We start from the raw sequence: 25,704 nt of genomic DNA, 5'->3' as shown, positions 1-25,704 counted from the left end.
CAGCCAAACAGCGATTCAAACTATGTTTATTGATAAATACTACGCCTATTCTCCAGCCTTTGGAAGTCGCCCGCCCTCGCCCTTCTCGAACTGAACAGGATAGGATTCCGAACGAGTGCTCCATGGGACATGTCGATCAAAGACCGTACTGTATTCCTGATAACTATTGTAAGGAACAGCCTCCGACTTCCACTGTTGAACCAGAGCATCATACTGTTTACGCATGGCCTCCAGCCGCCCCCGGTCTTCCGGATTCCCGGCCCGGTTAACCAGTTCTCCCGGATCTTTTCCCAAATGATACAACTCTTCAACCGGTTGCATGCCGTCGTCGGCATAGAGCCAGTTAATATATTTTAAATCTTTAGTCACCACACCCAGCACGTGACTGGCCGGATGCCCCCAGACGTTGATGAGGGGCAACGCTTCATGAAGCGTCTCGCCAGGATGTTCATACAAAGCCATGAGGTTCTTTCCATCCATATTTTCTGGAATTGGAAGTCCTGCCAAATCCAGAATCGTCGGCGCAATATCCACATTGCCGGAAAGGGAGGAACAACGTATTTCTTTTCCGGAGTTCGGATGTCTGGGATCATAAATAATCAAAGGTATATGTGTTGATTCCTCATATGGCAGAACCTTGGAACCGTAGCCGTGCGAGCCACAGAAAAAACCATTGTCCGAGGTGTAAATAATCACAGTATTTCCTTCAACACCCTGCGCAGTCAGCGCATCCCGAATCATACCGACAGCAACATCAATTGCATACACCTGCTGATGATAAACGGCCATAACTTCATCATACTGATCAGCATAATTCCAACTGTAAAACCGGTCATACTGCCGGTCCAATTTACTCTGCTTCGCAAAATGTTCCCCCGCCTCACGCCCAAAGTTTTCAGGTTTCTTGAAGATCTTGCCTTTATACACGGCATTAAACCGCGGATCGGGTGTCGCCGGTTTATGCGGAGCTTTAAAACTGACCGACAGGCAGAACGGTTTTCCGGCCTCGACTGATTCACGGATAAAATCGCGCCCAAAGGCTCCATAGGCGAGTGTTGAATGCGGAAATTCTTCCGCATAAGCTGCCATGGATTTATTCGCCTTTGTTCTATAAGAGGTCTGGCCCGGACCGCCTCCCCATTGATCAAAATCGTGTTCAGGCAGCGGCAGGCGTTCCCCGTCGGCTCCGTCTTTAATATCGAAGCCGAACTTTCCGGCAAATCCCGTTCGATAGCCCGCCTCCCGCAACAGAACAGGATACGATTGATCCCAGGTCGACTGCAGCATATCCCCATGGAAAAAGTTACACCCGGTCTTAAACTCGAACAATCCGGTCATCACGGTCGCCCGACTGGCCATACAAATGGCGGTGGTAGCATAATGCCGATCGAATACCATGCCCTCTTCCGCCAGCCGGTCGAGGTGCGGAGTAATCACATCATCATTCCCGTAACACCCCATCGAATAGCTGGCCTGATCGTCTGCCATCAAAAAAACAATATTCGGTCGCTGCACAGCAAAACATCCGACGGCACATACCAGGCCGAGCCCTATCTGCTTTCCAATCATTGGAACTCCTTAATTAACGAACTGACGGATCCGCCCCGTGTTTCTTCGGCCAGTTTGCCAGCGGAAGCCCCAGCCCTTCGCGCGTTTTCCAATCCCTGGAAACGCGTCCTTCCTCCCTCAGAATATAGGCATAAAAGGCACTGATCTGTTTACCGCCCCCGGTGAAGAGCGTGTCCAGCTTTGCTTCCCCTTTCTTCAACTTTACGCGGAAAGTGACTTCCTTCGCATCAATCGGAATGTTTTGTTCCAGCTTCTGTCCCTGAACCTCAATGCGGGCGGTATCCAGACGATAGCCCGATCCAACATAAGCTGCATTGATACCTTGATCGGCCTCCGCCGGCCAGCGACGCAACGAAATCTGATACCAGCCGTCTTGCGCCACATCAACCGCCCAATGTCCCTTCGGTGGTCCGTACTTACTCGCTTTCGCCGGCTTAAGAATATGCGGTTGATTCCAAAGCGTATTTCCCAGCCAATCGTGCGCCGTTAAACAAACCGGATTCTGGTGAGCCGACCCCACAATCATGCGGCTCACTAAGTCATGTTCCTGCGAGAGATCATTCCATAGCGCATCATAGCTTTCACGAAGTCGTTCAAAGACCTCTGGATATGCCCCTGAAACATCTTTACGCTGACCCAAATCATGTTTCATATCATAGAGCTTAAACGTGCTGACATGTTCATTCCCGACTAAACGCCAGCGATCCGTCATCACTGAAAAACTCCGATATTTAATCGGGTCCACGACTCGCTGACTTTCCACCACCAACTGACGGTCCGGCCATGCTGCATCCGCATTTTTCAACAGCGGCACCAAACTCCGGCCATCGAAATCGATATCAGGAGCTTTCAGGCCGCAGAGATCGATCAGGGTCGGCAATATGTCAATGTGAGCCGTTACGTGATTAATATCCTGTGCCTTATCCAGTCCACCTGCCGGCCACTGCATAAACCAGGGCACGCGATGCCCGCCATCGGTATTGGTATTTTTTCCTCCACGCAATCCGGCATTAAACAAGTTCATTGCCTGCTGAACCACGGGACCGTTGTCACTGGTGAATACCAAAATCGTATTTTCAGCAAGCCCCTCCTTTTCAAGAAAATCCTGCAAGCGCCCAAACTGATCGTCGATATTTTCAATCATCCCATAATAACCGGTCATCGGTCCTTCAAGTTTGATGCCCCGTTTTTTTGCCCGGTTTTTCACCCGTTCTTTATTCCCGTTGGGAGCATAAAAAGGACCATGCGGTGCATTCGGCGTGATGTAGGTTAAAAAAGGTTTTCCCTGTTCAACAGAAGCCTTCATGAACTTCATGGCTTCAGTGAAAAACACTTCCGTGCAGAAACCCGTGAAGGGAGTCATTTCTCCATTGACCCGATACGAGTCATCAAAATAATCATTGCCCCAGAAATCGGGCGTCTGCCCAACTCCGCCCCCGCCATGCACAACAGTTTGCTGAAAGCCCCGGTCTTCAGGACGGTACGGATAAACATCACCTAAATGCCATTTCCCGAAAATTCCGGTGGCATATCCTGAAGCTGAAAAAATATCCGCCATGGTCACTTCACGCTCGCGAAGCAGATTCCTTCCCATCACCGTATGCCAAACGCCCACCCGATCTGAATAGCGGCCCGTCATCAATGCACTCCGCGAAGGTGCACAGGTGGGATCAACATGATAATCGGTTAAACGCACCCCACGCTCATAAAGGGTGTCAATATTCGGCGTTTCCAACAAGGGATGCCCCATGCAGCTGAGATTTGGATACCCCTGATCATCCGTCATCACGATAACTACATTGGGTTGGTCGGCCGCCTGACACACCGTGACCGCCAACAGTAAAGCGGCGACGGTTTTCAATACATACTTCATCTTAATGCACCACTCCTTCTTCAGACATATTCCCGGCCGTTCCCGTCAGCATAGGATCCTTAAAGAACCGCTGTTGCTTTTTCAGCTCGCCCTTCAATTTTTTCATGACACCGGCATACTCAGGATGATCAGATAAATCGTTCATTTCCAGCGCATCACGACTCAAATCAAACAACAGATATTTATCGGCATTCGGATACCAGATCAGTTTCATATCTCCTTTACGTACCATACGCTGCGACATTTTATAGGCCCCATAGATCGATGGATACTGTTTCCGTTTCCGCCCCTCGATAATCGGCCGAAGGCTTCGAAATTCTACCGACGAAGGAATGGGTATATGAGCCATGTCCATCGTGGTCGGCATCAGGTCCTGCATATAAACCGGGGTTTCGATAATCCGCCCCTTCGGAATCCCTGCTCCGCAGAAAATCAGAGGCGGCTTCATGCTGTGTTCAAACATATTCTGCTTCCCGACCATGGCATGCCGTCCACACCCCAATCCGTGATCAGATGTAAATACGATAAGCGTATTATCGCGCTGGCCGGTTTCTTCCAGAGTTTGGAGAATGCGCCCGATCTGGTCATCCATGTGGGTGATGATCGCATAATATTCCTGGCGGTGTGTCTTGATGGAAAACTCGGTGCGCGGGAATGGAGCAAGATCTTCGTCCCGAACTCCCTTGCCGGCCTGCATCGCTTCGGCATACGGATTTTCAGGCATAAAATTTTCGGGGAGCCTGATTGAATCAAGCGGATACATATCAACATATTTTTTAGGCGACTGCCGGGGATCATGCGGCGCATTAAAGGCCAACTGCATGAAAAAGGGTTTATCATTTTGGGCCGCATCCTCCAGAAACGAAATCCCCTCATCCCCCAAAACTTCGCTCCAGTGCTTACCGCCTTCCCAATGACCGCCGAATTTCGGATCGCTGGGATCCCAGTTATCCTTCCCCGGAGCTTCAGGCCGGAAATATCCCGGGCCGCGCACATTCCACGGAAACTTTTTTCCGGTAGCGGGATCATAATAATCAGGCATTCCCGGACGCACCGTACCGGCCACATCATAGATTTCAGGAGGCATCATTCCCGCAATATGCCATTTCCCGGCAAAATAGGTTTTGTATCCCTGTTGCTGAAACTGGTTACTCCAGAAATCAGACTTTTTGCGCACGTTGGATTCATAATAAGCATGAGCGCCCCATACCGACCGACCGGTCATCAGCATCGTACGACTGGCCATACAGACCGCTCCCTGCCAGGCTCCCATATTGTAGGCATTGGTAAAGAGTGTACCCTGCTTAACCAGTCGGTCCAGATTCGGGGTGATGACCTCACCGCCCAGGCAACCCAGCGTATCCCAACACTGGTCATCGGAAAAAATAAAGAGAATATTCGGACGTTTTGCAGGCGCTGCATGTGAGATTCCCGTTACACCTGCCAGCGCCAGCCCGGCCCCCATGAATGAGCGGCGTTTAATTTTTTTCATTCGACATTCCTTGTTTCTTTGCTTCTTTATGTACTTTCTTTTCCCGAACCTGCTTCGACTCAATCAGGCCGTACTTGAATAACAGATTATCACGCATATCGTTTTCATAACGGTTATGATCCACCTGCCTTACAGCAGGCATCAAAGACATCGCATCATCTCCTATCCAGTCAATGATGTTTAAAATTTTGAGGGTGGCGTAAGAGTTCTCACGAAGCATGATATCCAGCGTAAGCAATCCCTTATCGCGGTCGCCACATCGAATATTCAACCACGCCGCCATGGCTCGAACTTCATGGGAATCATCGGCCAATAACGGTTCCACCTCAGCCGGCATCTGATTAATCAGAAAGAGTCCAACGATGCCCCAATACCGCATACCCGAATCAGAGTGCTTCAACATTTTAATTAATTTTGATGCATTGGAGGGATCCTGCATAAGAGCCACATCTGCAGCTTCCAGCAGAGCCGGCAGATTATAGATATCAGGATCACGCACCATTTCATAGATGGTCATGTTGTGATCCGATGCCCGTTTAATCATATCGAATTCCGGCAGCAGCCCTGAATCATAAATTTCAATCTGCCACTTCCGTAATTCCTTTCTCATACGTTTGGCGATTTCTGCATATTCCACCTTATCGATCAGATTGTTCACACTGTCCGGATCGTTTACATTGTCATACAGCTCTTCGCTGAACATCTTCGGCTTAAAGTATCGGCTCTGTACTTCCGTGGCCTTCCCGGACTTCACATGCTCTTCCCACGCCTTCGTCGCCTTCATTCGCCATAAAAACTCCAGATTCTGCATCCATGGCACATAGGGCATGTAATTGCGAATGTAGAGAAATTGCTTATCACAAATGGCACGCGCACTTTCAGTCCGTTCATCCATCCTACCCCGGAAGGCATAGTGATATGGCGCCTCCGGTTCGGTCTGTGGTCCGAGGAAGATGGTTCCCTGCATAACATCCGGAATGGGTGTACCGGTTAGGCTCAGCCACGTTTTCGGCATATCAATCAGACTGACCAATCGATCGACTTTCATGCCCGGTCGTTCCGCCGGCCATAGATGTTTATACCGCTCGGGGATCCGCACAATGAGCGGACAGTGCAGCCCGCTGTTAAAGACATATCGCTTGCTGCGCGGCAACACGCCGCCATGATCGGAGTTGTGAATCACAATCGTATTTTCGGCCAGGCCGTATTCCTCCAGTTTTGCCAATGCCGCTCCGATGTCCTCATCCATATTTTTCATCGCATCATGATATTTTGCATAGGATTTGCGTACATCCGGAAGGTCGGGGTGGTAAGCCCGCAACTGAATATCGGCCGGATCATGTTCCGTATTTTCCACATCTCCATGGGCCTTACTCTCGTGCGACTTGGTATTATTGATGACCTGGAAAAAGGGTTGGCTCGCCTTCAGTTGAGCCCATTTCACGCGGCCGGGATTATCCCAGCATTCCTTATCATCGCGCCCGCCGATGTTGTAATCGGTCTTAATGTCATTCCCCACATAATATCCGTTGGCCTTTAGATGATCGGGATAATATTGAATCAGATTAAACGGGATTTTATTGCGGCTTCGCATCTCATGGGTACCGGTTGATACCGCATGAATGCCGGTAATCCAAGTGGAGCGCGATGGCGCACATACCGGTGCATTGGCATAACAATGCATATACTGAAAACCTTCAGCCGCGAGTTGATCAATATTCGGCGTATTGGCATATGGGTTTCCATAGCACCCCACCCAATGCACATTATTATCTTCGCACGTCAGCCAGAGAATATTCGGTCGATCAATCGGCTTTTCTCCTACAGCGAAAGCTGCGGCAGAGATACCGACAGCAACTAAAAAGGAACGTCTACGCATAATCATTCGTCGTTTTCTCCTTCAGACAATAACGGGATACAGATATTTCGGAAACACGGAGAGTCAGAAACCGGTTTCCTTCAAGATAAAATAATGCCTGATTCCGCCCTGCATCACACAGCAGAAAGGATCGTCTTCCGCCTTCGCTGAATGGCAGCAGGTTGTCCGAATGAATATTTAAATCCGTATGGAGTGCAGTGAGCTGATTTTGCAACCCGTCCGTATTTTTCCAGACCTTGGAAGAAATCTCTTCGACCGCGCGCCAATCTTCAGCAACACGCGCTGTATATCCAGCCGATAAGGCGATGCCGATATACAGCACAAGTTTGCAAACCCTGACTTTCATAAAACTTCCCCATTTATATCATATGACGCATTTAGGGGATGCCGGTCGCCGGTCATTTCTGAACGTATATTTAGTGCATATTGAGAGAGGGGGTTATAGGCGTTTCTTTTCGATCAGCTCGATCAGTAGTTCCTTCATCGCAAAATAGGCGGGCTTGGGGTGAAAATCGTGATCAAAAATCAAGGGACAGGGTTCATATTTCAAGGTCCGGTTTCCTTTATTCATGGGCTTCCAGCACTTAAGATCCGTGAACCCCCAGGTTTTAAAAGATTTACAGGCAGGAGCTTCTATACAGGCCTTTAGGATATTCCGATAGGCGTCGGCCTGCAGGGCCAGCTTTGCATCATCGATTTCCCCATATAAATGAACATCGCATTCGCTGATTAATACATTGATGCCCGCCTCGCCCATTTCCTTCAAATTCAAAGCGAATAAATCCGGATCGAAAAGGACTCCCCGGTTCCCCGGCATCGCACTGAGCTCATGCGTATTGTCTTCGGTTATTTTAGTATGGCACTGAATTCCTATTCCATCGATTGGAATGCCTTCGTGTTTCAGCGCTTTATACAAATTGATGCACTCTCCGGATTGTAGCATGCCCGACAGCGTATTGTGATTATCGTTATAGATCAGCTTAAGTTTTTTACCGCCATACTTCCGGCTCCAGACCAGCATCTTCTCCAGAAAGACCGGCCACTTCCCATATTTATTTTCGCGATAACCCAGCCGGAGAAATAGATTATCCCTCTCTCGCCACCCGGGGGTATCGCGGCCGAATCCCTCATTATACACATCGAGAATATCAATTTTTCCTTTGAATTTTGTTAGAATCGTTTTGATGCGCTCTTCAATGATTTCCAGCCATTCTTCATTGGAATAATCCCCATCAAGCAGCCATTTCGGAATATATCCATTGGATCCATACATGGGGTGCAAATAGACCTTGAGATTATTCTCCTGCGCAAATTTTATAAGTGGATTCATCGTATCAAAGCGCCAGTCTTCGCGATAATCCCGCTGGGTTCGACCATGATAAATCCCCACCGACATCATGTTATATTCCGCCGCAAGAATGTGCTGATACTTTTTATCCCTTTCACTCGACCCCATGTAGGCCGCATCACTGTGGGCTCCCATCAGAAATCCCGGGCGTACCATTCCGGCCAACTCGGCCAGGCCCGCCGTTTCCAGTTTTTTCCTGCTATATCCCGGGCGCGCTTCTACACCCAGAACGGAGGCCATCAGCCCGGTTGCCGAAATGATATTAAATCTGTTTCTATTCATTATAAATAAGTCCTGTTCCAACCGGATTTCCCACCCAAAAAATTATTCCGATTCTAGTATTATAATCAATAGATGCCGAATGAACGATAAACGGAACGGAATATTTCGATGAAATTAATGAACGATTCCAGACCGTTTCTTTGCGCTAATCCCCCCTGCAGATATCCAGGAAATGCAGATCGCATTTGAGCCCCGGCGGCCGGAGGCAACACACACACGCTCAGCCACAAACAACCTAAAAACGCTCGACCGTAATCCGAATAAACTGATTGGTATCCACGGCGGCTGATATACGATTGCTGACCGTCTCAAAGCCATCAGCAAAAGCGGCATTGGTTCCGACAACATTATAACCGGCATTGGTCCAGCCGAAGGCATCGGTCAGATCCCTATTGGTTTCAATATAATAATTCAATCCGCGAGCAGCGGCATCCGTTCGCCGGGCATAGACATAGTCGAATCCGCCCTCATTTTCCACCCATTGAAAAGTCGGAAGGTGCCCCACATCAGCGGAGTCATCCGGATGCCCCCCAAAGGCATATTCCCCCAGATTATTCAACGCATCGCCGTCAGGGTTATCAGTTACATTGGTCAGGGATCCCAACGAAGGATATTGCGCCAACCAACCTGCATACGTCAGATTTTCTTCCACCGGTATCACTCCGAGATAATCAAATGTGATGTAATCCGACGGGCCGAAATCATTGGTATTAACCGTGGTGTAAAGTCGAAGGTCGTTATAGGTTAACCCGGCCGTACCCATCGGCATATTGTTGGTGGCATTGACTTCCATCCCGTCCTCGAGCGTATAAAACACATCAAAGGTATCACTATCCATATCCGCCAGAATCCGAATATCCATCGACCGATCAACCACATTGGTGCCGAAATCATAATGCACGACATTTTCTGAATTCACATCGCCTGTCACCCGAGACTGCAGCTGAAGGTGTCCGGACTGCTCAAAAAGCCGAATCGCAAACAGATTTTTATTCGCCGTACTGTCTTTCAGGCTGAAACTGACCATCGCTCCCGAGGCATCCCCGCCACTCAAATCAGCCTCAAGCATTTTATATCGCAGCTCGATTTTTCCCGTTGAAATATCCGGCATTCCTGTAGCCTCAGCTCCACGACCGTTAGCCAGTCCAGGTTCCTGATAAAATTTCAAGGCACCTAATCCATCTGATTCGATGGTTTCCCAATAATAATTAAAGGTCGCATCTCCTGATGCTTTGACCAATTCGGGAAGACGATTTCCTTCCACATCATTAAACTGCCAAACATCACCGGCGTACGCAGGCTCCGGCTCTTTCCGGCGGACTAACTTGATGTAGTCTATGTCCACAAAATGATCGACGGTCCAATCGGACTTATGTGCAACGACCAATCGGATCTGAGCCAAATTCGTGCAGACCCCTGTTGCTCCAAAAGCTGAAAATTCCGCATCTGAATCCAATTTATACTTTACCTCAAAGGTGCCGGCATCCAAATCCAGTTCAATTTTATAGGTGATACCGGTGGTCGAGGCCATCGCATCCAAATCAACCGCAGGGTAACTAACTACCGGGTCAAACGCCGTTGGACGCGGCGATACCAGGCGTATACCGTTCGGAGTGGAATCCTTAACTTCCAATCGCATCTTCGTTGCCAATTCCCAGCCAGCCCCGGCTGGCCAGAACTCAACCCCGACACTCGTTTTGTCGGCTAAACCGCTCAAATCATATCCGTCAATTCGATATTCCAGTTCGGCATAACCCCGCGTTAAAGGAGACTCCAATGCAAACGTGGTAATTGAAGTATTCGTTACCGCCCCCACCTGCAGGTTACCGCCACCATCTGCCTCAATAAGCGGTTGATCACCATTCCAACCCGTCTGATCATCGCCGTAATTGGCAAGATCCGTCAGTTTTGTTCCCGCAGCATCATCGAATTTATAATTAACCAGGATATCGAAATCAGTATGTTCAAGTGTATCCGCCAGCAAAGCATGCATCGCATAATAAGCCGGCTTGGGATTATAATCGAAATCGAACGGGAGCGGCTCAGGCTCATAATTGTCCCCCTCTAGATCCTTTGCAGGTTTCCAGCAGCTTGCATCTGAATACCCCCAGGTTTTAAATGATTTGCAGGTCGGTTCATTGATGCATGCTCTCAACAGCTGACGATACGCCTCCGCCTGTCGCGCCAATGTGGTCTCATCTATCGTTCCATACAAATGAACATCCGCTTCAGAGATATAGGTTTCAATCCCGGCTTCGCCCATCTTCCGCAAACCCTCAGCAAATGAGATCTCATCAAACTCAATACTATTACCTCCCCAACGTCCACTCAGATAGTGCTTTCCATCGCGGTCAATATGAGTATGGCACTGCAGTCCGATTCCATCGATCGGAATGCCCTCGTGCTTTAAGGCCTTAAAGAGCTGAATACAATCTTCCGACTGCGTCATCCAATCGAGCGTGTTGTGATTATCGTTATAAATGAGCTTGAGGTCATCACCTCCATATTGCCGGCACCAGATCAGCATCTTTTCCAGAAATACCGGCCACTCACCGATTTCATTCGAGTTATAACCCAACTGCAAAAATTTATTCTGGCCACTCCGCCAGCCATGGCTCTCTCGCCCCAGTCCCTCATTATACACATCCAGGATGTCGATTTTTCCATGATACCGGGTCAACAGAGTTTCAATGCGATCCTCTATTATTTCGAGCAGCTCAACATCGCTGAACGTATTCGTTGCCAACCAATCGGGCAGATAGCCGTCCGATCCAAACATCGGATGCGCATAGACCTTTAAATTGTTCTCTTCCGCGTAATTGATCCCTTGGTCAATACTCCAGAATTCCCAATCATCCACGCCATCTTTCTGCGAAGCTCGCTGATAGATTCCAACGGAGATCATATTATAATTATTCAACAGGACGGTACTGGGCTTCCCCGAGAATTGCGTGTGTTTTGAATGTGTTCCCATCAAAAAACCAGGACGTATTTGATCGGCCAGATCAGCTAAACCCATATCATCATACGGCACCGCCGCGGCAACCCCTGCCACACAACACCCGATCAAAAAAATCACATCCGAAACTCGCCTCATCTCATCTCCTCTCTCAATCTCATGCTGAAAATGGTCATTCCCAACAGAAATTCTAATGCTTTACGCTTTCCCGACACACGGCCGCACAAAAAAGGATGTCGCTGCAACGAATCCCTTAATGCATTTCTTTCATAAAGCTGAGGACAAAAAAACGCCCTTCAAATGAAGGGCGGCGAATCATCCGAATTTACCAGGAAAATTTAAAAACCGTTTTAGAGATAAACGGATCCACGGGACGTAAAATACAGTCCGGCGCACCTTCAATATTGGGACCATTCGGATACCGGGACGTCTCACAGCAAAAACCTTTGAACTGGCCGAATTGAGCGCCGCTTTCTCGCTTCAATCTGTCGGAGGTATAGAACCCGGTATACATCAGCATACTCGGCTCCGAACTGGAAACCGTGAGCTTGCGCCCACTGGATGCATCCGAAAATTCCGCAACCCTACCGAAAGAACCTACCGGCTTGCTGAACACATAATAGGTTTCAAAGCCCATGGCCTTTTCTTCAAACACCTCTCCTAAAGGTTTCGGCGAGTTATAATCCCAAACGGTTCCGGCCACCGGAAACTCTTCACCCAGCTGTACGTTGGTTTCATCCACGGAGAGCAGTTTATCGGAAACAATCATGGCCTCTGTGCTGAGAACGGTGTCCTGAAACCCGCTAAGGTTAAAATAGGTGTGATTCGTCAGCGATAGCGGCGTTGCCTTATCAGTGGTGGCCTCATAGGCGATTGCCAACTCATTATCGTTAGTCAATGAATAAACAACCGTCACATTAACTGTTCCCGGATAGCCTTCATCGCCATCAGGACTGGTTAGAGTCAGCTTTAATCCGTTATTGATAATTTCCGCATGCCAAACGCATTTATCGAACCCTTTTATTCCTCCGTGAATATGGTTGGTTCCGTCATTTGCCGCCACCTGATATTCAACCCCATCGACCATAAACTTTGCGTCCTTTATACGGGCGGCGTAACGGCCGACAATACAACCGAAGTATGGTGAATTAGCTTTGTAGGCCTCGGAAAAATAGCCGTCGAGCGTATCGAACCCGCATACAATATCTGCGCATCCGCCATGGCTGTCCGGAACAACGAGCGAAGTGACAATGCCCCCGTAATTCGTTATTTTTGCAATCATACCGTTATCATTTTCCAGTGTATAGAGATCAACATCCACGCCATCGACCGAGCCAAAAAGTACTTTTGAAATATTCATGGTTAACTCCTGTTTACGGGTTATCAAACACTGGGATTTTTTTCACTGGACAGAAACGTTCAGGCTGTGAGGCCATTGGCAACTGCGATAACGATAATGCCCGTAACCATACAGGCGAGTCCAGTATAGAGAAATCCTTTCGCTCTGGCGGAGGCATTTTTCCACTCGCCCACCATAATGCCGCTGACGATTGCGGTAATCACGCAGGAGGCATTAAAGATGGCATAGCCAACCGTATTTCCGGAGGCACCGAGTTTTGAGGCCGCAAATGCAAACAGTGCGGATGCTGCGTAGTGGAATACCGCCATGATAAAGATGAGTCCGAAGTTTGGAACAAAGTGGACGGTCTTAAAACCTCCCCATAATTTTTTCTGTGAAAGTTGCAGAATAAAGTACAGGCCCATTACAATGCCGCCGCTGATAAAAATCGGCAACATAACCGCGATGGCGGTTTTCCAGGGGGCCAAATCGAGTTCCGCAACCGCTTCGCCCAGCGGCCCGGAACCGACCGCGTTGGCAAAGCTGAATCCAGTCGCCAGCAAACCGCCGACCACCGCAATGATGATTCCGGCCAACATCGAACCCTTCTTTTCTTCTCGTGAGTCTTTTTCATCTTTTTCACGGACCAAACCGGCTTTGCCATTCATCACCACACCAGTCAAAACGACCAAAAGCCCGACAAGAATCGTTACAAATACATTGTCAGCCGGAATGCCATTCACAAAAAATGGAATGATGGAGCCAATAAGAATTACAGTGCCGATGAACAAAGAAAAGCCGAGCGAAAGACCAATATGGTTGATGGCTCTGCCCCACATCATTACGCCGGTTCCCCAGAGCACACTTGCCACGGCCATCTTCATGAGGATGTCGGTCTCGACCATACTGAAAACTTCAAATCCCCCTAAAAGCATAGTCGAAGCAATCACGGGAACCACAAACATGGTTAGAACAAAGAAGAGTCCCCAGGTATTCTCATACTGAAATGTTTTCGTATATTTTTCAGGAAGTGCGTATAAACCCAACATCACTCCCGCCAACAATGCCCATACCACACCAGTAATCATCAACGTATTACCTCCTTTTCCCAGTCATTAAAGTCGTGGAGCTAAACACGCCTTTTTTTGAACACGCTCTATCAGTTTTTTCTTGAGGGCAAAATAAGCGGGCTTAGGTTCACAGTCGAAATCCCAGAGCATGGCTTCCGTATCCATGCCTTTCCAGGAATAGCGATCGCTTGTGCCCCAGATTTTAAAGAGCTTGCAGGCCGGTTGATCCAGACAGCGTTCCAACGCTTCTACATAGACTTCGCCCTGCCATCGTAAGAGTTCTTCCTTAGAACTTCTTCCCTTGAGATTCACATCACATTCCGTGATGTATATCTCCGCTCCGGTAGCGGCGAGGCGTTCCATATTTAAAGAAAAGGATTCAAAATCCAATGGCCCCTGTTCGCCTCCGGCACCGACACGGAGATGATCCTCTTTGCCACGATGACCGATGTTCATATGAAGCTGAATACCAATTCCATCGATCGGTATTCCGCGCGCCTTAAAGGCATTGAACAGTGCAATGCACCCCAGCGATTGCGTATGATCCGCGTTCACATTATACGCTTCATTGTAAATCAGCTTCACATCAGGACCGAACGCCTTGCGGCACTTCACAAAGGCCTCTTCCAATGCAACCGGCCAGGTAAACCCGCCCATTGTTCTGGAACCTAACTGTTGAAACAAGTGTTCTAATGCGGTGGGATAGATCGCTCCGGTCCCCTCTTCTTTCCATGGATTCCCAGGATCCGGCCACTCATTTTTGATCAGCTCATTGTATACATCGAGGTAGGTCACCGTGTCGGCATACCGTTTAGCGAGCTTTTCAATCCGCTGATCCATATAGGCGCGAATCTGTCGATCCGTATAGTTCGCCTCCAATAACCAGGGCGGGTTATATAAATTCTGTCCGAACATCGGATGAAAATAGATGGCCTGATTATGCGCAGCGGCGAATTCTACCGAACGGTCTACATCCGATAACATCCACGTTCCGGCAGTCCGTTCCGTGGACTTCTGATAGATTCCAGTTGATACGACATTGAATTCCTTGATGATCACGGCGCGTTCCTTATCAGCGGAATCCCAATCATTTTGCAGCTTAAAGCCCATATGACATCCGAACTTCATATCCGGCCGAATCATCGAAACCAAAGAAGCCAACCCTTCATCCTTAAGCGGTTTTTCTTTATCCGCCGACACCGAAACGGCCGTTGCCAATAGAGCCGGCCCCCAGCATCGTACTGTTTTCATCCAGGCCATCATTTTATTTCCCGATTTCAATGGCGGAAACTGCCCGGGCCGGAATCATGAAATGGAAGATATCGTCATCCACCCGCATCCGAATCCCCTGCTCCCGCCGGGTTTCATTCTGAATGATCACTTTCAGCGTTCCGGCTTTGTCTTTCACGGAAATAATCGGTCCCGCCAAAAAAGAAGAAGCCACCCGCACATCGCCGGGTTTCACCATTTTACTGATCAGGTACATCACATTGTAATCGGGGTTATAGCGAACGGTTTTCTTTTCCCGATCAATATTGATCAGCGAGTTCTGCTTCCAGTCCCAATGGCTCAGTCCGGTTTCATTCAGAATCATGTTCCAATAACAGAAGTTGACGCACCCCGCGTCCAACATCCCGCTGACTTCTCCCAGACGACCGACCGCTTCCTTCGGCGAATTAGCCCCTTGAAAACACGCACTCTCCGTGTGCATAAACGTGAAGCCCGGATATTTCCGCTGCACCTCCTGCACCAGACGGGGATCAGTGTACTGCACGCCGATTCCATCTACCTTTTTCGCCTGATCCAAAGCGACGAAACGATGCATTTCCATATTTCCGTGCGATCGAAATGTGCCTGCAAAAATTTTGGTATCGATTCCGTTTTTCTTAAATTCCGGACGGATATAATTAATTGCTAAATCCAGCATCTGATCCGCCGGCATGATATTGCTTGTGTATTTTGTACTGGCATCCGGCTCATTCTGCACACACACCAGGCGGATATTCACTCCGTTCTGCTTATAAGCCTGCACATAGTTCGCAAAATATTTTCCATAGGCCTCAAACACACGCTTCTCTTCACGCAATGTTCCGAGCTCATTAATTCCTGCCATTTCACCGCTTTGCTTCATCCAGGCCGGCGGGCTCCACGGAGAGGCAAACAGTTTCAGATCCGGGTTCACCTGCAGCGCCGCTTTGATATAGGGCAGGACATACTGCTGATCCCGTTCCACCGAAAAATGGGCCATTTCAAAATCTTCCGGTGTTTCGCTGTAACTGTACGCACCGTTCGAAAAATCACTCGCGCCTATCGCTGTGCGGCAATAGGTAAAACCGGCAGACTCATCAGCGAACAACCGGTTCATCACATCAGCCTGCTGCTCCGGAGCCAGGCTCATCAGCGCCTCGCCGCCGATTTCGTTAAATGCTCCACCAATGCCTTCAATCGTCTGAAATGTAAAATCCGGCATCACTTCAATTTTATTCTGATAGCGCAGTTCCCCATCAAAAACTTTAACAGGAAAAGACTTCACCGGTTGTGCACTTCCTTTATCGAGCCCGACATAACTGATCTTCAGTCGATCATAATCCTGGGAGAACGCACTCATGGCCATTGCTGACCCCATCAGTAAAGTCACGGAATTTTTCTTCAAAAACATACCTACTCCTTACTTGTTAAAATCTAAGACAAAACCCGTCGACATTTCGCCCGGACGCCCGGAAACAGGGATGAGGTGATCTTCATCTTCACAGGCCGGTAAGCATTATTCGGCAACCATAATTGTCTCTCTATCGATCTTCCGCTGCTCTTTCTTTACCTGATTCAACTGGTTCCCGCTCAGTTTCGCCCGCGAAGAAAAATAGGCCTCCGCATCATAGCGTCCAGGATAGGTACGCTTGAATGCCGGACGATGAACATCCAAACTTAAATCACAGTCAAACCGTGCCAGGGTAAAATGCGCATCTTCCGCCCACTTCAGACCCTGACTATCACCCATAGCCTGAGGAATATGACAAAGTCCCCACGTTATTCCTCGCCCATCGCCATTATCCGCAAATGCATCCGCCACAAAAGGGCCCGGAGCCAAAGGCGGCATTTCAATCGTGGACATAATTTCAAAGTTCACCCCGTCGGGAGCATACTGGATCGTATTCTTTTCCGGTCCGTCCAGACTGACAATGGCTGCCACGCCGCCCTTCCAAGGGAAGAGGCTCGTTTCATGTCCGGAATTAATAACCGGATTAAGCGGGTGCTTCGTAAAAGGCCCCAGTGGGTGATCCGCAATAGCAACCCCTTGGGCACGCACCATTTCCAATCCATCATCCGACCCGTGTGAATACACCGGTTGACCTTTATAATAGAGATAAATTTTCCCCTTGTAGACCATGGGATATGGATCATGAATCGCCTTGGCATCCCACTCATCTTCGGCACCGAAATCCACGACAACCTTACCCAGTGGACGCCAGGGTCCTCGCGGCGAATCGGCTTCAGAAACCGTCACCGCCGCCACATCGCCGCCACCGGTGAACGGAATGGCATTAAAGCCCTGATAGTAGAGATAATATTTTCCTTTATACACGAGGATATCGGTCGTCGTGACCGAACGCCAACCATACTCCGGCTTCGGCGGACGGGGCACCGCAACACCCTGTTCTTCCCACGTGAATCCATCCGTACTGGTTGCATACCAGATTTCCGCCAGATCCCAGTCGGCCGAAGGAACGGTATCGGAGGCCAGTTCGGGGCCACTTGGCGGAGCTTCCGTTTGACGGTGCGTATACCAGACGTAATAGGTTCCATCGACTTTGATCACCTTCGATGGATCACGACGAGAGGTATTATTTTCATAACTGAGACCAGATAAAGGAGAGAACATAAAATTACTATGCAGCTCCATCTGATCATTCTGAGCAGCTCCATGCGGAGACGCTAATTTTTCAATGCCCCAAAAATCATAGGCCCGCTCCATCGCCGCACTGAGTGGGCGATTTGGCGGTTTTTCAGCCGGCATTCGCCCCGGAAATGCACTCGCAGATACTTCCCGGCAACCAAGAATTAGCAACAAGGAACAGACAATTTCTGTGCAATATTTTGATGGGTTGGTTTTAGCATCCATAGTGTTTTTATTCTCTTTATTTTTTACTGCCGATTTTCGCGACACATCATTACTTAACCTGAACCGATCGGCGGAGAGCATTCGCAAATACCCTCCACCGAAATCGTGTTATCCGTTCTTACAGCTCTTCAACAATCAGCTTAATAAACTGCGTGTCTTCCAAATCGGTTGAGACGCGATTCGTGACGGCATCAAATCCAACGGCATATCCGACATTCGTTCCCAGGACCTCATAATCAGCAGCAACCCAACCCGGTGCCACTACCAGATCGGTATCCGATGCCAGATAATAATTCAATCCACGCACATCTGCGTCATTGCGTTTGGCGTAGACATATTCGATCCAGTTTCCATGGTCTTCTACATTTCGATAGGTAGGTACATAGCCGACATCTGCGGGATCGCTCGGATTTCCTCCCAATGCATACTCATAAAAATTATTGAGAGCATCGCCATCCGGGTTGTCCCATTCATTGGTCTCTGATCCCAGTGCGGGAAATTGTGACAACCACCCTTCATACGTTGGCTCCACAACGACTTCCTGCACCGGAATGAAACTCAGATAGTCAAAAGAAATAAAGTCGGAGGGACCGTAATCATTGGTATTGACGGTTGCATACGATTTGAAGTCATTAAACGTTAAACCGGCTGTGCCCATAGGCATATTATTCGTGGCATTGACTTCCGACCCGCCTTCGAGCGTGTAAAAGACATCAAAGGTATCGGTATCCATATCGGCAAGAATTCGAATATCCATGGATTGATCAACAACATTGGTACCGAAGTTATAATGCACCACATTATCTGAATTCACCTCGCCCGAAACTCGCGACTGTAATTGAAGGTTTCCGTTGTTTTCATAAAGACGAATAGCAAACAGGTCCTTATTTACCGTATTGTCCCTGAAACCAAAGCTCACCATCGCCCCGGACGCATCGCCGCCGCTTAAATCGGCCTGAAGCATTTTATATTTCAGCTCCACCTTACCCGTCGAAACCGCCGGCATGCCTGTTGCATTAGCCTGGCGACCGCCGCCATTGGTCAGAGCCGGATCCTGGATATAGTTCAACGCACCAAGACCATCAGACTTTGGGCTTTCCCAAAACCAGTTGAATGCAGCCGCGCCGGACTCCTTAGCCAGCTCGGGCCAACGTTTTCCTGCCACATCATTAAACTGCCAAACATCACCGGGATAGGCAGGAGCATCTCCGGATGTGGTTAATTTGATATAGTCAACATCCACAAAATTGGTGGTTCCCCAGTCGGATTTATGCGTAAGTACCAGACGCACTTCAGCGAGATTTGTACAGACGCCAACGGGCCCAAACACTGAAAAATCTGCATCCGTGTCTAACTTATATTTAACCTCAAAAGTGCCGGCATCCAAATCCAGTTCAACTTTATAAGTAATACCGGTCGTAGAGGCGAATGAATCTAAATTAGCAGAAGGGTAGCCCACTGTATCCGGATAAGCTGTAGGACGAGGTGCACTTAATTTAATGCCGTTCGGGTTGGAATCATTCACCTCTAGCCGCATTTTAGTCGCCAATTGCCAGGTTGCTCCGGCAGGCCAGAATTCAATGCCAAAACTCGATTGATGAGCCAGTCCCGTCATATCGTACCCATCAATTCGATATTCCAGTTCGGCATATCCATTGGTTAATGGTGAAGCCAGGAAGAATTTGGTGACTGATGCATTGGTTACGGCTCCCACCTGCAAATTCCCATCACCGTCTGCAGTGATAAAAGGTTGACTATAGTTCCACCCCGTTTGATCATAACCGTCATTTAAAAGATTCTTCAGCTTGGTGCCTGCGGCATCATCATGTTGATAATCAATCACCGTTGCAGCCAATGCCTGCATGAAAAGCCCCATCGTTGCGGCTGTAATTATGATTCCTTTTTTCATCTTTTCCTCCTCACATCCTTTTTGCCCTTACGTGCCATCCAGTTGTCCAACAACCAACGCACCATTCAGAAAGAGAATGCCGCAGGAATCCCATGCTTAATGAATTAAATAAAAAAACGCCATGCAAGGCATGTACGGTTCTCGTGAACATAAATCGGGATCGATCTACTGTTCTGATTCATAAATAGGTTTATTGAATTTTAGTTCTGGCCCGATTATTTTTTCTCAGGGTGTCATTGCCGTGGGCACCCCGATGACAGGGCCTGGGGCCAACGCTTCGCGACGAGATGTATTTTTATACTTGTCTCTATTTTTTGCCGCTGTTGAAGCTCCTTCAGGAATTCATTCATTGGAGATATCCCAAAAGAATAGCTTCACAATATACATCCTCGAACTTGAGGTTGGCGAAAAGTGAACATGAAAGCAGAAATGCTTTGATAAATACCTCTTAACCTCTTCGTGCCTGTCAGTGCAGTCGGTGTTGACAATCAGATACAGTTCCAATTCTTTCGGGGTTTTTCGGTCCATCGGCCTTTAATAAACGTAAGCATTCATCATACGTATACCGCTATTCTGTTCATTCGATTACAGTGCCTTCGATATTGCCAAGAGCTATAAACACAGAATTGTTCCTTGGAAGGAATAGTCATGAGTATTGATTTGAATGAAACCAACACCAAAAGATAGACCGAACGCCTTGCTCATGCTCCGGAAACCACACCGGGTTCGTCCTTCGGGAGGCTGCATGAATTTTATGATATCCGTCTCAATCTTCTCCGGTGCAAGAGAAGGTTTGCGTCCTCGTCCCCGAGCACCACGAAGTCTCTGCCGGGTCCGTCCCACTCGCGACCATACGCATTGCGGCACCGGAGTTCACATCATTAACAGTCAGACTGTCCGATACACTGCCGTTAGCCGCCCAGCAACTGCATCCGAACTAAAGGTATATGAACTCGTCAACCCCGAAGGCGCCGCGGCTGCATTCCTATAAATTCCCTCATCTACTGTCAGCAGACTTTCCCCAGCTGTGGCCTGAACGAGATCAGCACCTACAGACGAATTGCTGTTCATACTGTCATAGTTGATCGCAAAATCCCCCGCCGTCAGCACCGTCGTATACCAAACCGCAGCTGAGACATTACACTGTTGAGTCACGGCCCCCAGAACCCCTTAGCACCTTTCTTCATTCTGAATCTCATTTTCCGGTTGAGTTCAGTTTGTTTTCAGATAAGTTGAAATGAATGAGAGAACCCATACAGACTGATACCATACCCACGTATTCTACCCGGAAAACACTGATTGAACGGGTTCAGGATCAGTACAATGAAGCCGCCTGGGAAGAGTTTGCAGCAATCTACACCCGCTACATCTACGCGGTAATCCGGAATATGAATTTAGTACGGGAGGACGCAGAGGAAATTCACCAGAAGGTCATCCTGAAACTTTGGGAAAAGCTACCGGATCTTAATACCGATGAAATTCGCCGGTTCCGCAGTTATCTGGCTGTTGTAACCAAAAATGAAGTCCGGATGTTTATCCGTTCGCGAACACGGCGACGTAATAGAGAAGACAAAGCGGTTCAGGATCATTCTATCAATTATCTTGATACTATACGGTTGCCGGAAATTGATCAGATTGCAGAACGTGAATGGGAAATCCATCTCATCCGGCTGGCCATTGAACGGGTTAAGCCGCAATTCAGCAAAAAAGCTATGGAAGTTTTTAAACTTAATCTCGAAGGCATTGATATCAAAGAAATTTCCGAGCGTACCGGAATTGCACCCAGCTCCGTTACCACCCTAAAAGCCCGCGTTAAATCCAGTTTAGTCGAAGAAATAAAACTCCTGCGCAAGGATTTACAGTAGGGCTCACAAAGGGTTCTTCACTCGAACCAATTCGACCCCCGGCAGGATTTCCGCAAGATATTCATCAGACTCTTCCAATGAATGGATCAAACGTTCCAGTTTCAGCATAGCGATAATGTGGATTTGTGAACGCTTCAACCAGTTGATGCCGCTGATATTCAGCTCCTTGATGCCGCTCCCATAAAGCTCAGAGGGATCGAACAGGAATCCCTTGGTCAGATCGAGTGAATATAATTTGAGCGGATGCAGTACATTCGTATTGTTCCGGTCTGCCGGAAGCGGAAGAGTGAAGATCGAATAGGGATCTCCTGACAAAGAAAGCATGCGCCCGTTTTCCGTATCGGTCAGGACCAGCGTAGTCCTTTCTGCATAATACTGTCCCTGTGCATTTAGACGATCCAGCAGTGTTTCAATTAATGGAAGCACCTCTTCGGGAATCACCACATCCTTCTGATCCTTAAAATAATAAAACGCCATCGCAAACATAACATCTTTGTGCTGAGCAGGCAGTGTTAATATGATCTGGCGGAGATCGTCCGGGGTCAGCCACCCGTTATCAGTCCCTTTCACTCGCGCGTACTTAAGCGACAATGCATAAAACAGATCTTCTTCAGGCAAAATATCCGTCTGTCTAAAATAGTCCAAGGCTGCAACAAAGTGCTGTCTCACAAAATGAAGCACCGCAATACTGCGGGCAAGAAACTGTTTTCGTTCCGGATTCGTCTCCTCTCGGAGATGCAGATCAAGCAGTTGTGCTTTTGTGTCCGCCTCCAGAAGATTTCTGGGATTGAAAAGCGACAGGGTGGCATTCCTGATATTCGCCGCCACTTCTTTGGTATGCTCCGTTTCTTTCATATAAAGCCGAAGATTTTCCTCCGACTGATGCTGCGCAGCAACCGCCAGCTTCTTTTCATGAACAATTCTCACAAAGGAAAACGACAAAACAAGAGCCAGCAAAATAAGAAATAAACCGATCACCAGAAAAACAACGGGCCGCCGTCTGATCAGTAACCCAGTCCGTTCAAGAACTCCGGCCTGCTGCGCCTCTGTGGCGAACCCATGCAGGAAACGGTCCAGTTCGTCCCGCAAATCCTTAACCGATGCATATCGATCCTTTGGATGCAGTGCAAGGGCCTTCAATACCACAGATTCCAATCCGCGGGGAATAAAACGTCCACCAGCGGCCCGGGCCACAGGAACGACTTCACCATTAACTGTTTTTTTAAGAATGTCCTGCATTGAATCCCCAATAACCGGAGGCCGATACGTCAGAATGAAATAGAGTACGGCCCCCAATGTATAAAGATCCGTTTGTTCTGAAGTCGGCTGAGCATGATCAATCTGCTCCGGGGCAATAAATCCGGGAGTCCCCTTCACCATGCTGCTCGGTGAAAGATCATTCAGCAAATCGCTGTTCGGACGGTCATCATCCAATATTGCAAAATTCTGATATTCATCAAACCCCCCGGATAAAATACGCGAAAGGCCCCAATCGCACACCACCACTTCGCCGAAAGGCCCCACTTTGATATTGGCCGGCTTAATGTCCAGATGCACAACCCCCCGAGAATGAGCATAGGACAACGCATCACAAATCTTGACGAAAATTTCAAGTAACCGTTCCCGGGAATAGCGCTCAACATACTCCGGAACGCCTTTTGCAAGTTTCTTAACAATATCCTTAAGCGTATCGCCGGGAACAAACTCCATGGTAAAAAAAGGAATGCCCTGTTTATCCAATCCCAGATCATGAATCGTCATGATATTCGGATGCTGAAGGCAGGCGGTCAAACGCGCCTCTCGTAGAAATTGTTCTCTGCTTAGATTATCCGCATCCACCAGAGGTTTGGCCATGGCCACGATGCGGTCGGTGCGAAGATCACGCACCTTGAAAATTTTCTTTTCGCCGCCTTCACACACAAACACCGGTTCTGAATAGTGCGCAGTATCTCCCTTCAGATCTTCAATAATCGGGGTAAGCCTGCGCTCCTCTTCCGGATCAAGCTGTAGCGTCTCATCATTACACAAGCGGGCAAGTTCGTCTGACAGCCCCGCATATTCCTTTTCAAGATTTTCATAGTCGTTCTTCATGCGTATCAAAACTATAGCATTGCACTGAACCGAAAGCCCGGTTTTGCATTATATTTCCTGACCGTAAGCTACTTTAAAAACAATCTATGGCCCCAGCCATCTGACCGTCACATAATATGCATTAATGGTTTGATCCGCATCAAATGCAAACCAAGCTTGAAGGCGGGATTGACCCGCCTTGAATTCCAGCTCAAAAACCGCCGCCTTATCCGCTGTAGAAACCGGGATGGTCAGATCAAAATCCTGCACGGCCAGCCGGGCCTTCACAATCGGGTACACCTTGCCGGCAGGCAGCGGATCACAGAAGGGTTTATGCAGCGCAGGCACAGTTCCAACAATTGGAACATCGGCATCGCGCGGCCATCGGCGAAGTTCAATGCGATAGCGCCCGGCCCGTTCAATCTCGATCGGCCAATACGCATCGTTAATGGCAATTCCCTGCCGGACATGCAGCTGATCGTATGACATTTCCTTACTGGGTGTTTTCCAGCTATGACAGTTCAGCTCCATAGGATTTTCATGAGGCGAACCCACCACATGACGACTGACCGTTCCAAAGACCGGAAGCATCTCATTCCACCAGGCATCATATTTTTTCCGTAACCGTTTCGCCACTTCCGGATAGTCTGCCGACAAATCCTTCAGCTGCCCCGGATCGGCCTGAATATCGAACAGTTCCGTTTTTTCAGACAGTCCCGGACTGACCAGTCGCCAGCGGGAGTCCATCACACAGAAATCCTTATATTTAACGGGTTCCACCAGTTGCATGTTATGCGTCACCAATGTTCGCTCCGGACAAACGGATTCGTCCCCCCGCAACTGCGGAGCTAAACTGATTCCATCCAATTTGGCGGCCGAGGGAATGTTCAGATCGCAAAGCTCCGCCAGGGTTGGAAAAAGATCAAAATGAGCCGAAAGCCCCCCCACATCACGGCCTCCTGATATTCCGCCGGCCGGCCAGCGGATAAAGCAGCTGTTGCGGTGTCCCCCTTCGTAGGGCTTCATCTTTTTGCCCCGCATGCCGGCATTGTAGCCATCTTTAACCATGCTGGTTTTCCAGACGATGTCCGCTCCACCGGACGTGCCGTTGTCGCCCATGAAAAGAATGATTGTATTCTCGGCCAACCCTTCCTCCTCGAGAAAACTCAACAGCCGTCCTACATTTTCATCTATGTTGGCGATCATTCCGTAGAACCGGGCACGCTGTTCCGGCACCCCGGCATTCAGATAAGGTTTCGAATACCGTTCGTCCACATTAAAGGGATTATGCGGAGCGTTGGGGGCCAGATAGCAAAAGAACGGCTTTCCTTTAACCGATTTAATATGCTTTATGGCTTCCTCGAACCAGACATCGGTACAATATCCATCAAACTGTTCCCACTCCCCGTTTTTCAGATAGGTGTCATTAAAATAGGTATTCCCCCAATGGTCGGGCACTTCGCCAACCACCCCGGCTCCATGCCGCACAACATAATTAAACCCGCGGTATCTTGCCGAATACGGATAAGCATCGCCCAGATGCCACTTTCCAAACATGGAGGTGTCATATCCATTAGCGGAAAACAAATGCCCCAACGTTACCTCAGTCCTGGGGGGAATATAACAACCATTTAATGTGCTCCACACGCCGGCACGCGCGGAATAGCGCCCGGTCAACAAGGCTGTACGTGACGGGGCACACATGGGATCCAGATGAAAATCAGTCAACCGGACACTCTGCTCATGCAGTTTATCCAGATTCGGTGTTTTCAGAACTGGATTTCCATGGCACGACAGATCGCCATAGCCCTGATCATCGGTAATCAGAAGTACAACATTCGGGCGTGCAGCTGCCATGGTGCAATACGCCATAATGCTGCAACTTATTGCGAGCAGAACTGTTTTCATATGCAATACCTATTTTTACTG

Annotated in this window: 16 protein-coding genes; 1 reads left to right on the top strand and 15 read right to left on the bottom strand. The window is 48.6% G+C overall.

The features are described from left to right. Positions 1-45 precede the first annotated feature (45 nt). The 13 genes from P9H32_RS10620 to P9H32_RS10560 all read right to left on the bottom strand — a co-directional run bounded on the left by P9H32_RS10620 (position 46) and on the right by P9H32_RS10560 (position 19,840). Positions 46-1,569, bottom strand: a complete 1,524-nt coding sequence (locus tag P9H32_RS10620) for a sulfatase family protein (RefSeq protein WP_322608871.1) — start codon at positions 1,567-1,569, stop codon at positions 46-48. A 13-nt stretch (positions 1,570-1,582) separates the two neighbouring features. Next, a complete protein-coding gene (locus P9H32_RS10615) occupies positions 1,583-3,442 on the bottom strand; it encodes an arylsulfatase (protein WP_322608870.1) in 1,860 nt (619 codons plus the stop codon). Between the two features lies 1 nt (position 3,443). Next, on the bottom strand, positions 3,444-4,934 hold the full coding sequence (locus P9H32_RS10610) for a sulfatase family protein (protein ID WP_322608869.1): 1,491 nt from the start codon (positions 4,932-4,934) through the stop codon (positions 3,444-3,446). Next, complete coding sequence (locus P9H32_RS10605) at positions 4,921-6,819, bottom strand: sulfatase (RefSeq protein ID WP_322608868.1); 1,899 nt, start codon at positions 6,817-6,819, stop codon at positions 4,921-4,923. The genes P9H32_RS10610 and P9H32_RS10605 overlap by 14 nt, the downstream gene beginning before the upstream one ends. After that, a complete protein-coding gene (locus P9H32_RS10600; RefSeq protein WP_322608867.1) occupies positions 6,806-7,159 on the bottom strand; it encodes a hypothetical protein in 354 nt (117 codons plus the stop codon). Before P9H32_RS10600 ends, P9H32_RS10605 begins: the two co-directional genes overlap by 14 nt. 93 nt (positions 7,160-7,252) lie before the next feature. Then, the gene (locus P9H32_RS10595; RefSeq protein WP_322608866.1) at positions 7,253-8,443 is read right to left on the bottom strand and encodes an endo-1,4-beta-xylanase; all 1,191 of its coding nucleotides are present in this window, start codon (positions 8,441-8,443) and stop codon (positions 7,253-7,255) included. A 235-nt stretch (positions 8,444-8,678) separates the two neighbouring features. Beyond that, a complete protein-coding gene (locus P9H32_RS10590) occupies positions 8,679-11,540 on the bottom strand; it encodes an endo-1,4-beta-xylanase (RefSeq protein WP_322608865.1) in 2,862 nt (953 codons plus the stop codon). A 187-nt stretch (positions 11,541-11,727) separates the two neighbouring features. Further along, the gene (locus P9H32_RS10585; protein ID WP_322608864.1) at positions 11,728-12,762 is read right to left on the bottom strand and encodes an aldose epimerase family protein; all 1,035 of its coding nucleotides are present in this window, start codon (positions 12,760-12,762) and stop codon (positions 11,728-11,730) included. 59 nt (positions 12,763-12,821) lie between these two features. Continuing rightward, positions 12,822-13,829 carry an L-rhamnose/proton symporter RhaT gene (locus P9H32_RS10580; RefSeq protein ID WP_322608863.1) on the bottom strand — a complete coding sequence of 336 codons (1,008 nt, stop codon included), beginning with the start codon at positions 13,827-13,829 and terminating at the stop codon, positions 12,822-12,824. Positions 13,830-13,856: 27 nt separating this feature from the next. Beyond that, a complete protein-coding gene (locus P9H32_RS10575) occupies positions 13,857-15,062 on the bottom strand; it encodes an endo-1,4-beta-xylanase (RefSeq protein WP_322608862.1) in 1,206 nt (401 codons plus the stop codon). 13 nt (positions 15,063-15,075) lie between these two features. Continuing rightward, positions 15,076-16,470 carry a glycoside hydrolase family 30 protein gene (locus P9H32_RS10570; protein WP_322608861.1) on the bottom strand — a complete coding sequence of 465 codons (1,395 nt, stop codon included), beginning with the start codon at positions 16,468-16,470 and terminating at the stop codon, positions 15,076-15,078. A 105-nt stretch (positions 16,471-16,575) separates the two neighbouring features. Continuing rightward, entirely contained in the window at positions 16,576-17,826 is a 1,251-nt protein-coding gene (locus tag P9H32_RS10565; RefSeq protein WP_322608860.1) for a glycoside hydrolase family 117 protein, read from the bottom strand. A gap of 223 nt (positions 17,827-18,049) precedes the next feature. Continuing rightward, positions 18,050-19,840: a hypothetical protein gene (locus tag P9H32_RS10560; protein WP_322608859.1), complete on the bottom strand. Its 1,791-nt coding sequence runs from the start codon at positions 19,838-19,840 to the stop codon at positions 18,050-18,052. Positions 19,841-21,081: 1,241 nt separating this feature from the next. Between P9H32_RS10560 and P9H32_RS10555 the strand changes: the two genes are divergently transcribed. Next, a complete protein-coding gene (locus P9H32_RS10555; RefSeq protein WP_322608858.1) occupies positions 21,082-21,705 on the top strand; it encodes an RNA polymerase sigma factor in 624 nt (207 codons plus the stop codon). A gap of 3 nt (positions 21,706-21,708) precedes the next feature. Here P9H32_RS10555 and P9H32_RS10550 read toward each other — a convergent pair whose 3' ends face one another. Together P9H32_RS10550 and P9H32_RS10545 are read right to left on the bottom strand one after the other, a co-directional pair. Beyond that, positions 21,709-23,796 carry a serine/threonine protein kinase gene (locus P9H32_RS10550; RefSeq protein WP_322608857.1) on the bottom strand — a complete coding sequence of 696 codons (2,088 nt, stop codon included), beginning with the start codon at positions 23,794-23,796 and terminating at the stop codon, positions 21,709-21,711. An 84-nt stretch (positions 23,797-23,880) separates the two neighbouring features. Further along, positions 23,881-25,683, bottom strand: coding sequence for an arylsulfatase (locus tag P9H32_RS10545; protein ID WP_322608856.1), 1,803 nt, complete (start codon positions 25,681-25,683; stop codon positions 23,881-23,883). Between the last annotated feature and the right edge of the window lie 21 nt (positions 25,684-25,704).

The organism is Pontiella agarivorans, from assembly GCF_034531395.1.
Lineage (GTDB): Bacteria > Verrucomicrobiota > Kiritimatiellia > Kiritimatiellales > Pontiellaceae > Pontiella > Pontiella agarivorans.
This window is presented reverse-complemented; position numbering and strand designations above follow the sequence as displayed.

Excerpts from the sequence above, each read along its gene's own strand:
- P9H32_RS10620 (WP_322608871.1), bottom strand. The coding sequence starts at position 1,569 with ATGATTGGAAAGCAGATAGGGCTCGGCCTGGTATGTGCCGTCGGATGT.
- P9H32_RS10545 (WP_322608856.1), bottom strand. The coding sequence starts at position 25,683 with ATGAAAACAGTTCTGCTCGCAATAAGTTGCAGCATTATGGCGTATTGC.
- P9H32_RS10610 (WP_322608869.1), bottom strand. The coding sequence starts at position 4,934 with ATGAAAAAAATTAAACGCCGCTCATTCATGGGGGCCGGGCTGGCGCTG.
- P9H32_RS10595 (WP_322608866.1), bottom strand. The coding sequence starts at position 8,443 with ATGAATAGAAACAGATTTAATATCATTTCGGCAACCGGGCTGATGGCC.
- P9H32_RS10565 (WP_322608860.1), bottom strand. The coding sequence starts at position 17,826 with ATGCCGGCTGAAAAACCGCCAAATCGCCCACTCAGTGCGGCGATGGAG.
- P9H32_RS10600 (WP_322608867.1), bottom strand. The coding sequence starts at position 7,159 with ATGAAAGTCAGGGTTTGCAAACTTGTGCTGTATATCGGCATCGCCTTA.
- P9H32_RS10605 (WP_322608868.1), bottom strand. The coding sequence starts at position 6,819 with ATGATTATGCGTAGACGTTCCTTTTTAGTTGCTGTCGGTATCTCTGCC.
- P9H32_RS10585 (WP_322608864.1), bottom strand. The coding sequence starts at position 12,762 with ATGAATATTTCAAAAGTACTTTTTGGCTCGGTCGATGGCGTGGATGTT.
- P9H32_RS10575 (WP_322608862.1), bottom strand. The coding sequence starts at position 15,062 with ATGAAAACAGTACGATGCTGGGGGCCGGCTCTATTGGCAACGGCCGTT.
- P9H32_RS10570 (WP_322608861.1), bottom strand. The coding sequence starts at position 16,470 with ATGTTTTTGAAGAAAAATTCCGTGACTTTACTGATGGGGTCAGCAATG.
- P9H32_RS10555 (WP_322608858.1), top strand. The coding sequence starts at position 21,082 with ATGAGAGAACCCATACAGACTGATACCATACCCACGTATTCTACCCGG.
- P9H32_RS10615 (WP_322608870.1), bottom strand. The coding sequence starts at position 3,442 with ATGAAGTATGTATTGAAAACCGTCGCCGCTTTACTGTTGGCGGTCACG.
- P9H32_RS10560 (WP_322608859.1), bottom strand. The coding sequence starts at position 19,840 with ATGAAAAAAGGAATCATAATTACAGCCGCAACGATGGGGCTTTTCATG.
- P9H32_RS10550 (WP_322608857.1), bottom strand. The coding sequence starts at position 23,796 with ATGAAGAACGACTATGAAAATCTTGAAAAGGAATATGCGGGGCTGTCA.
- P9H32_RS10590 (WP_322608865.1), bottom strand. The coding sequence starts at position 11,540 with ATGAGGCGAGTTTCGGATGTGATTTTTTTGATCGGGTGTTGTGTGGCA.
- P9H32_RS10580 (WP_322608863.1), bottom strand. The coding sequence starts at position 13,829 with ATGATTACTGGTGTGGTATGGGCATTGTTGGCGGGAGTGATGTTGGGT.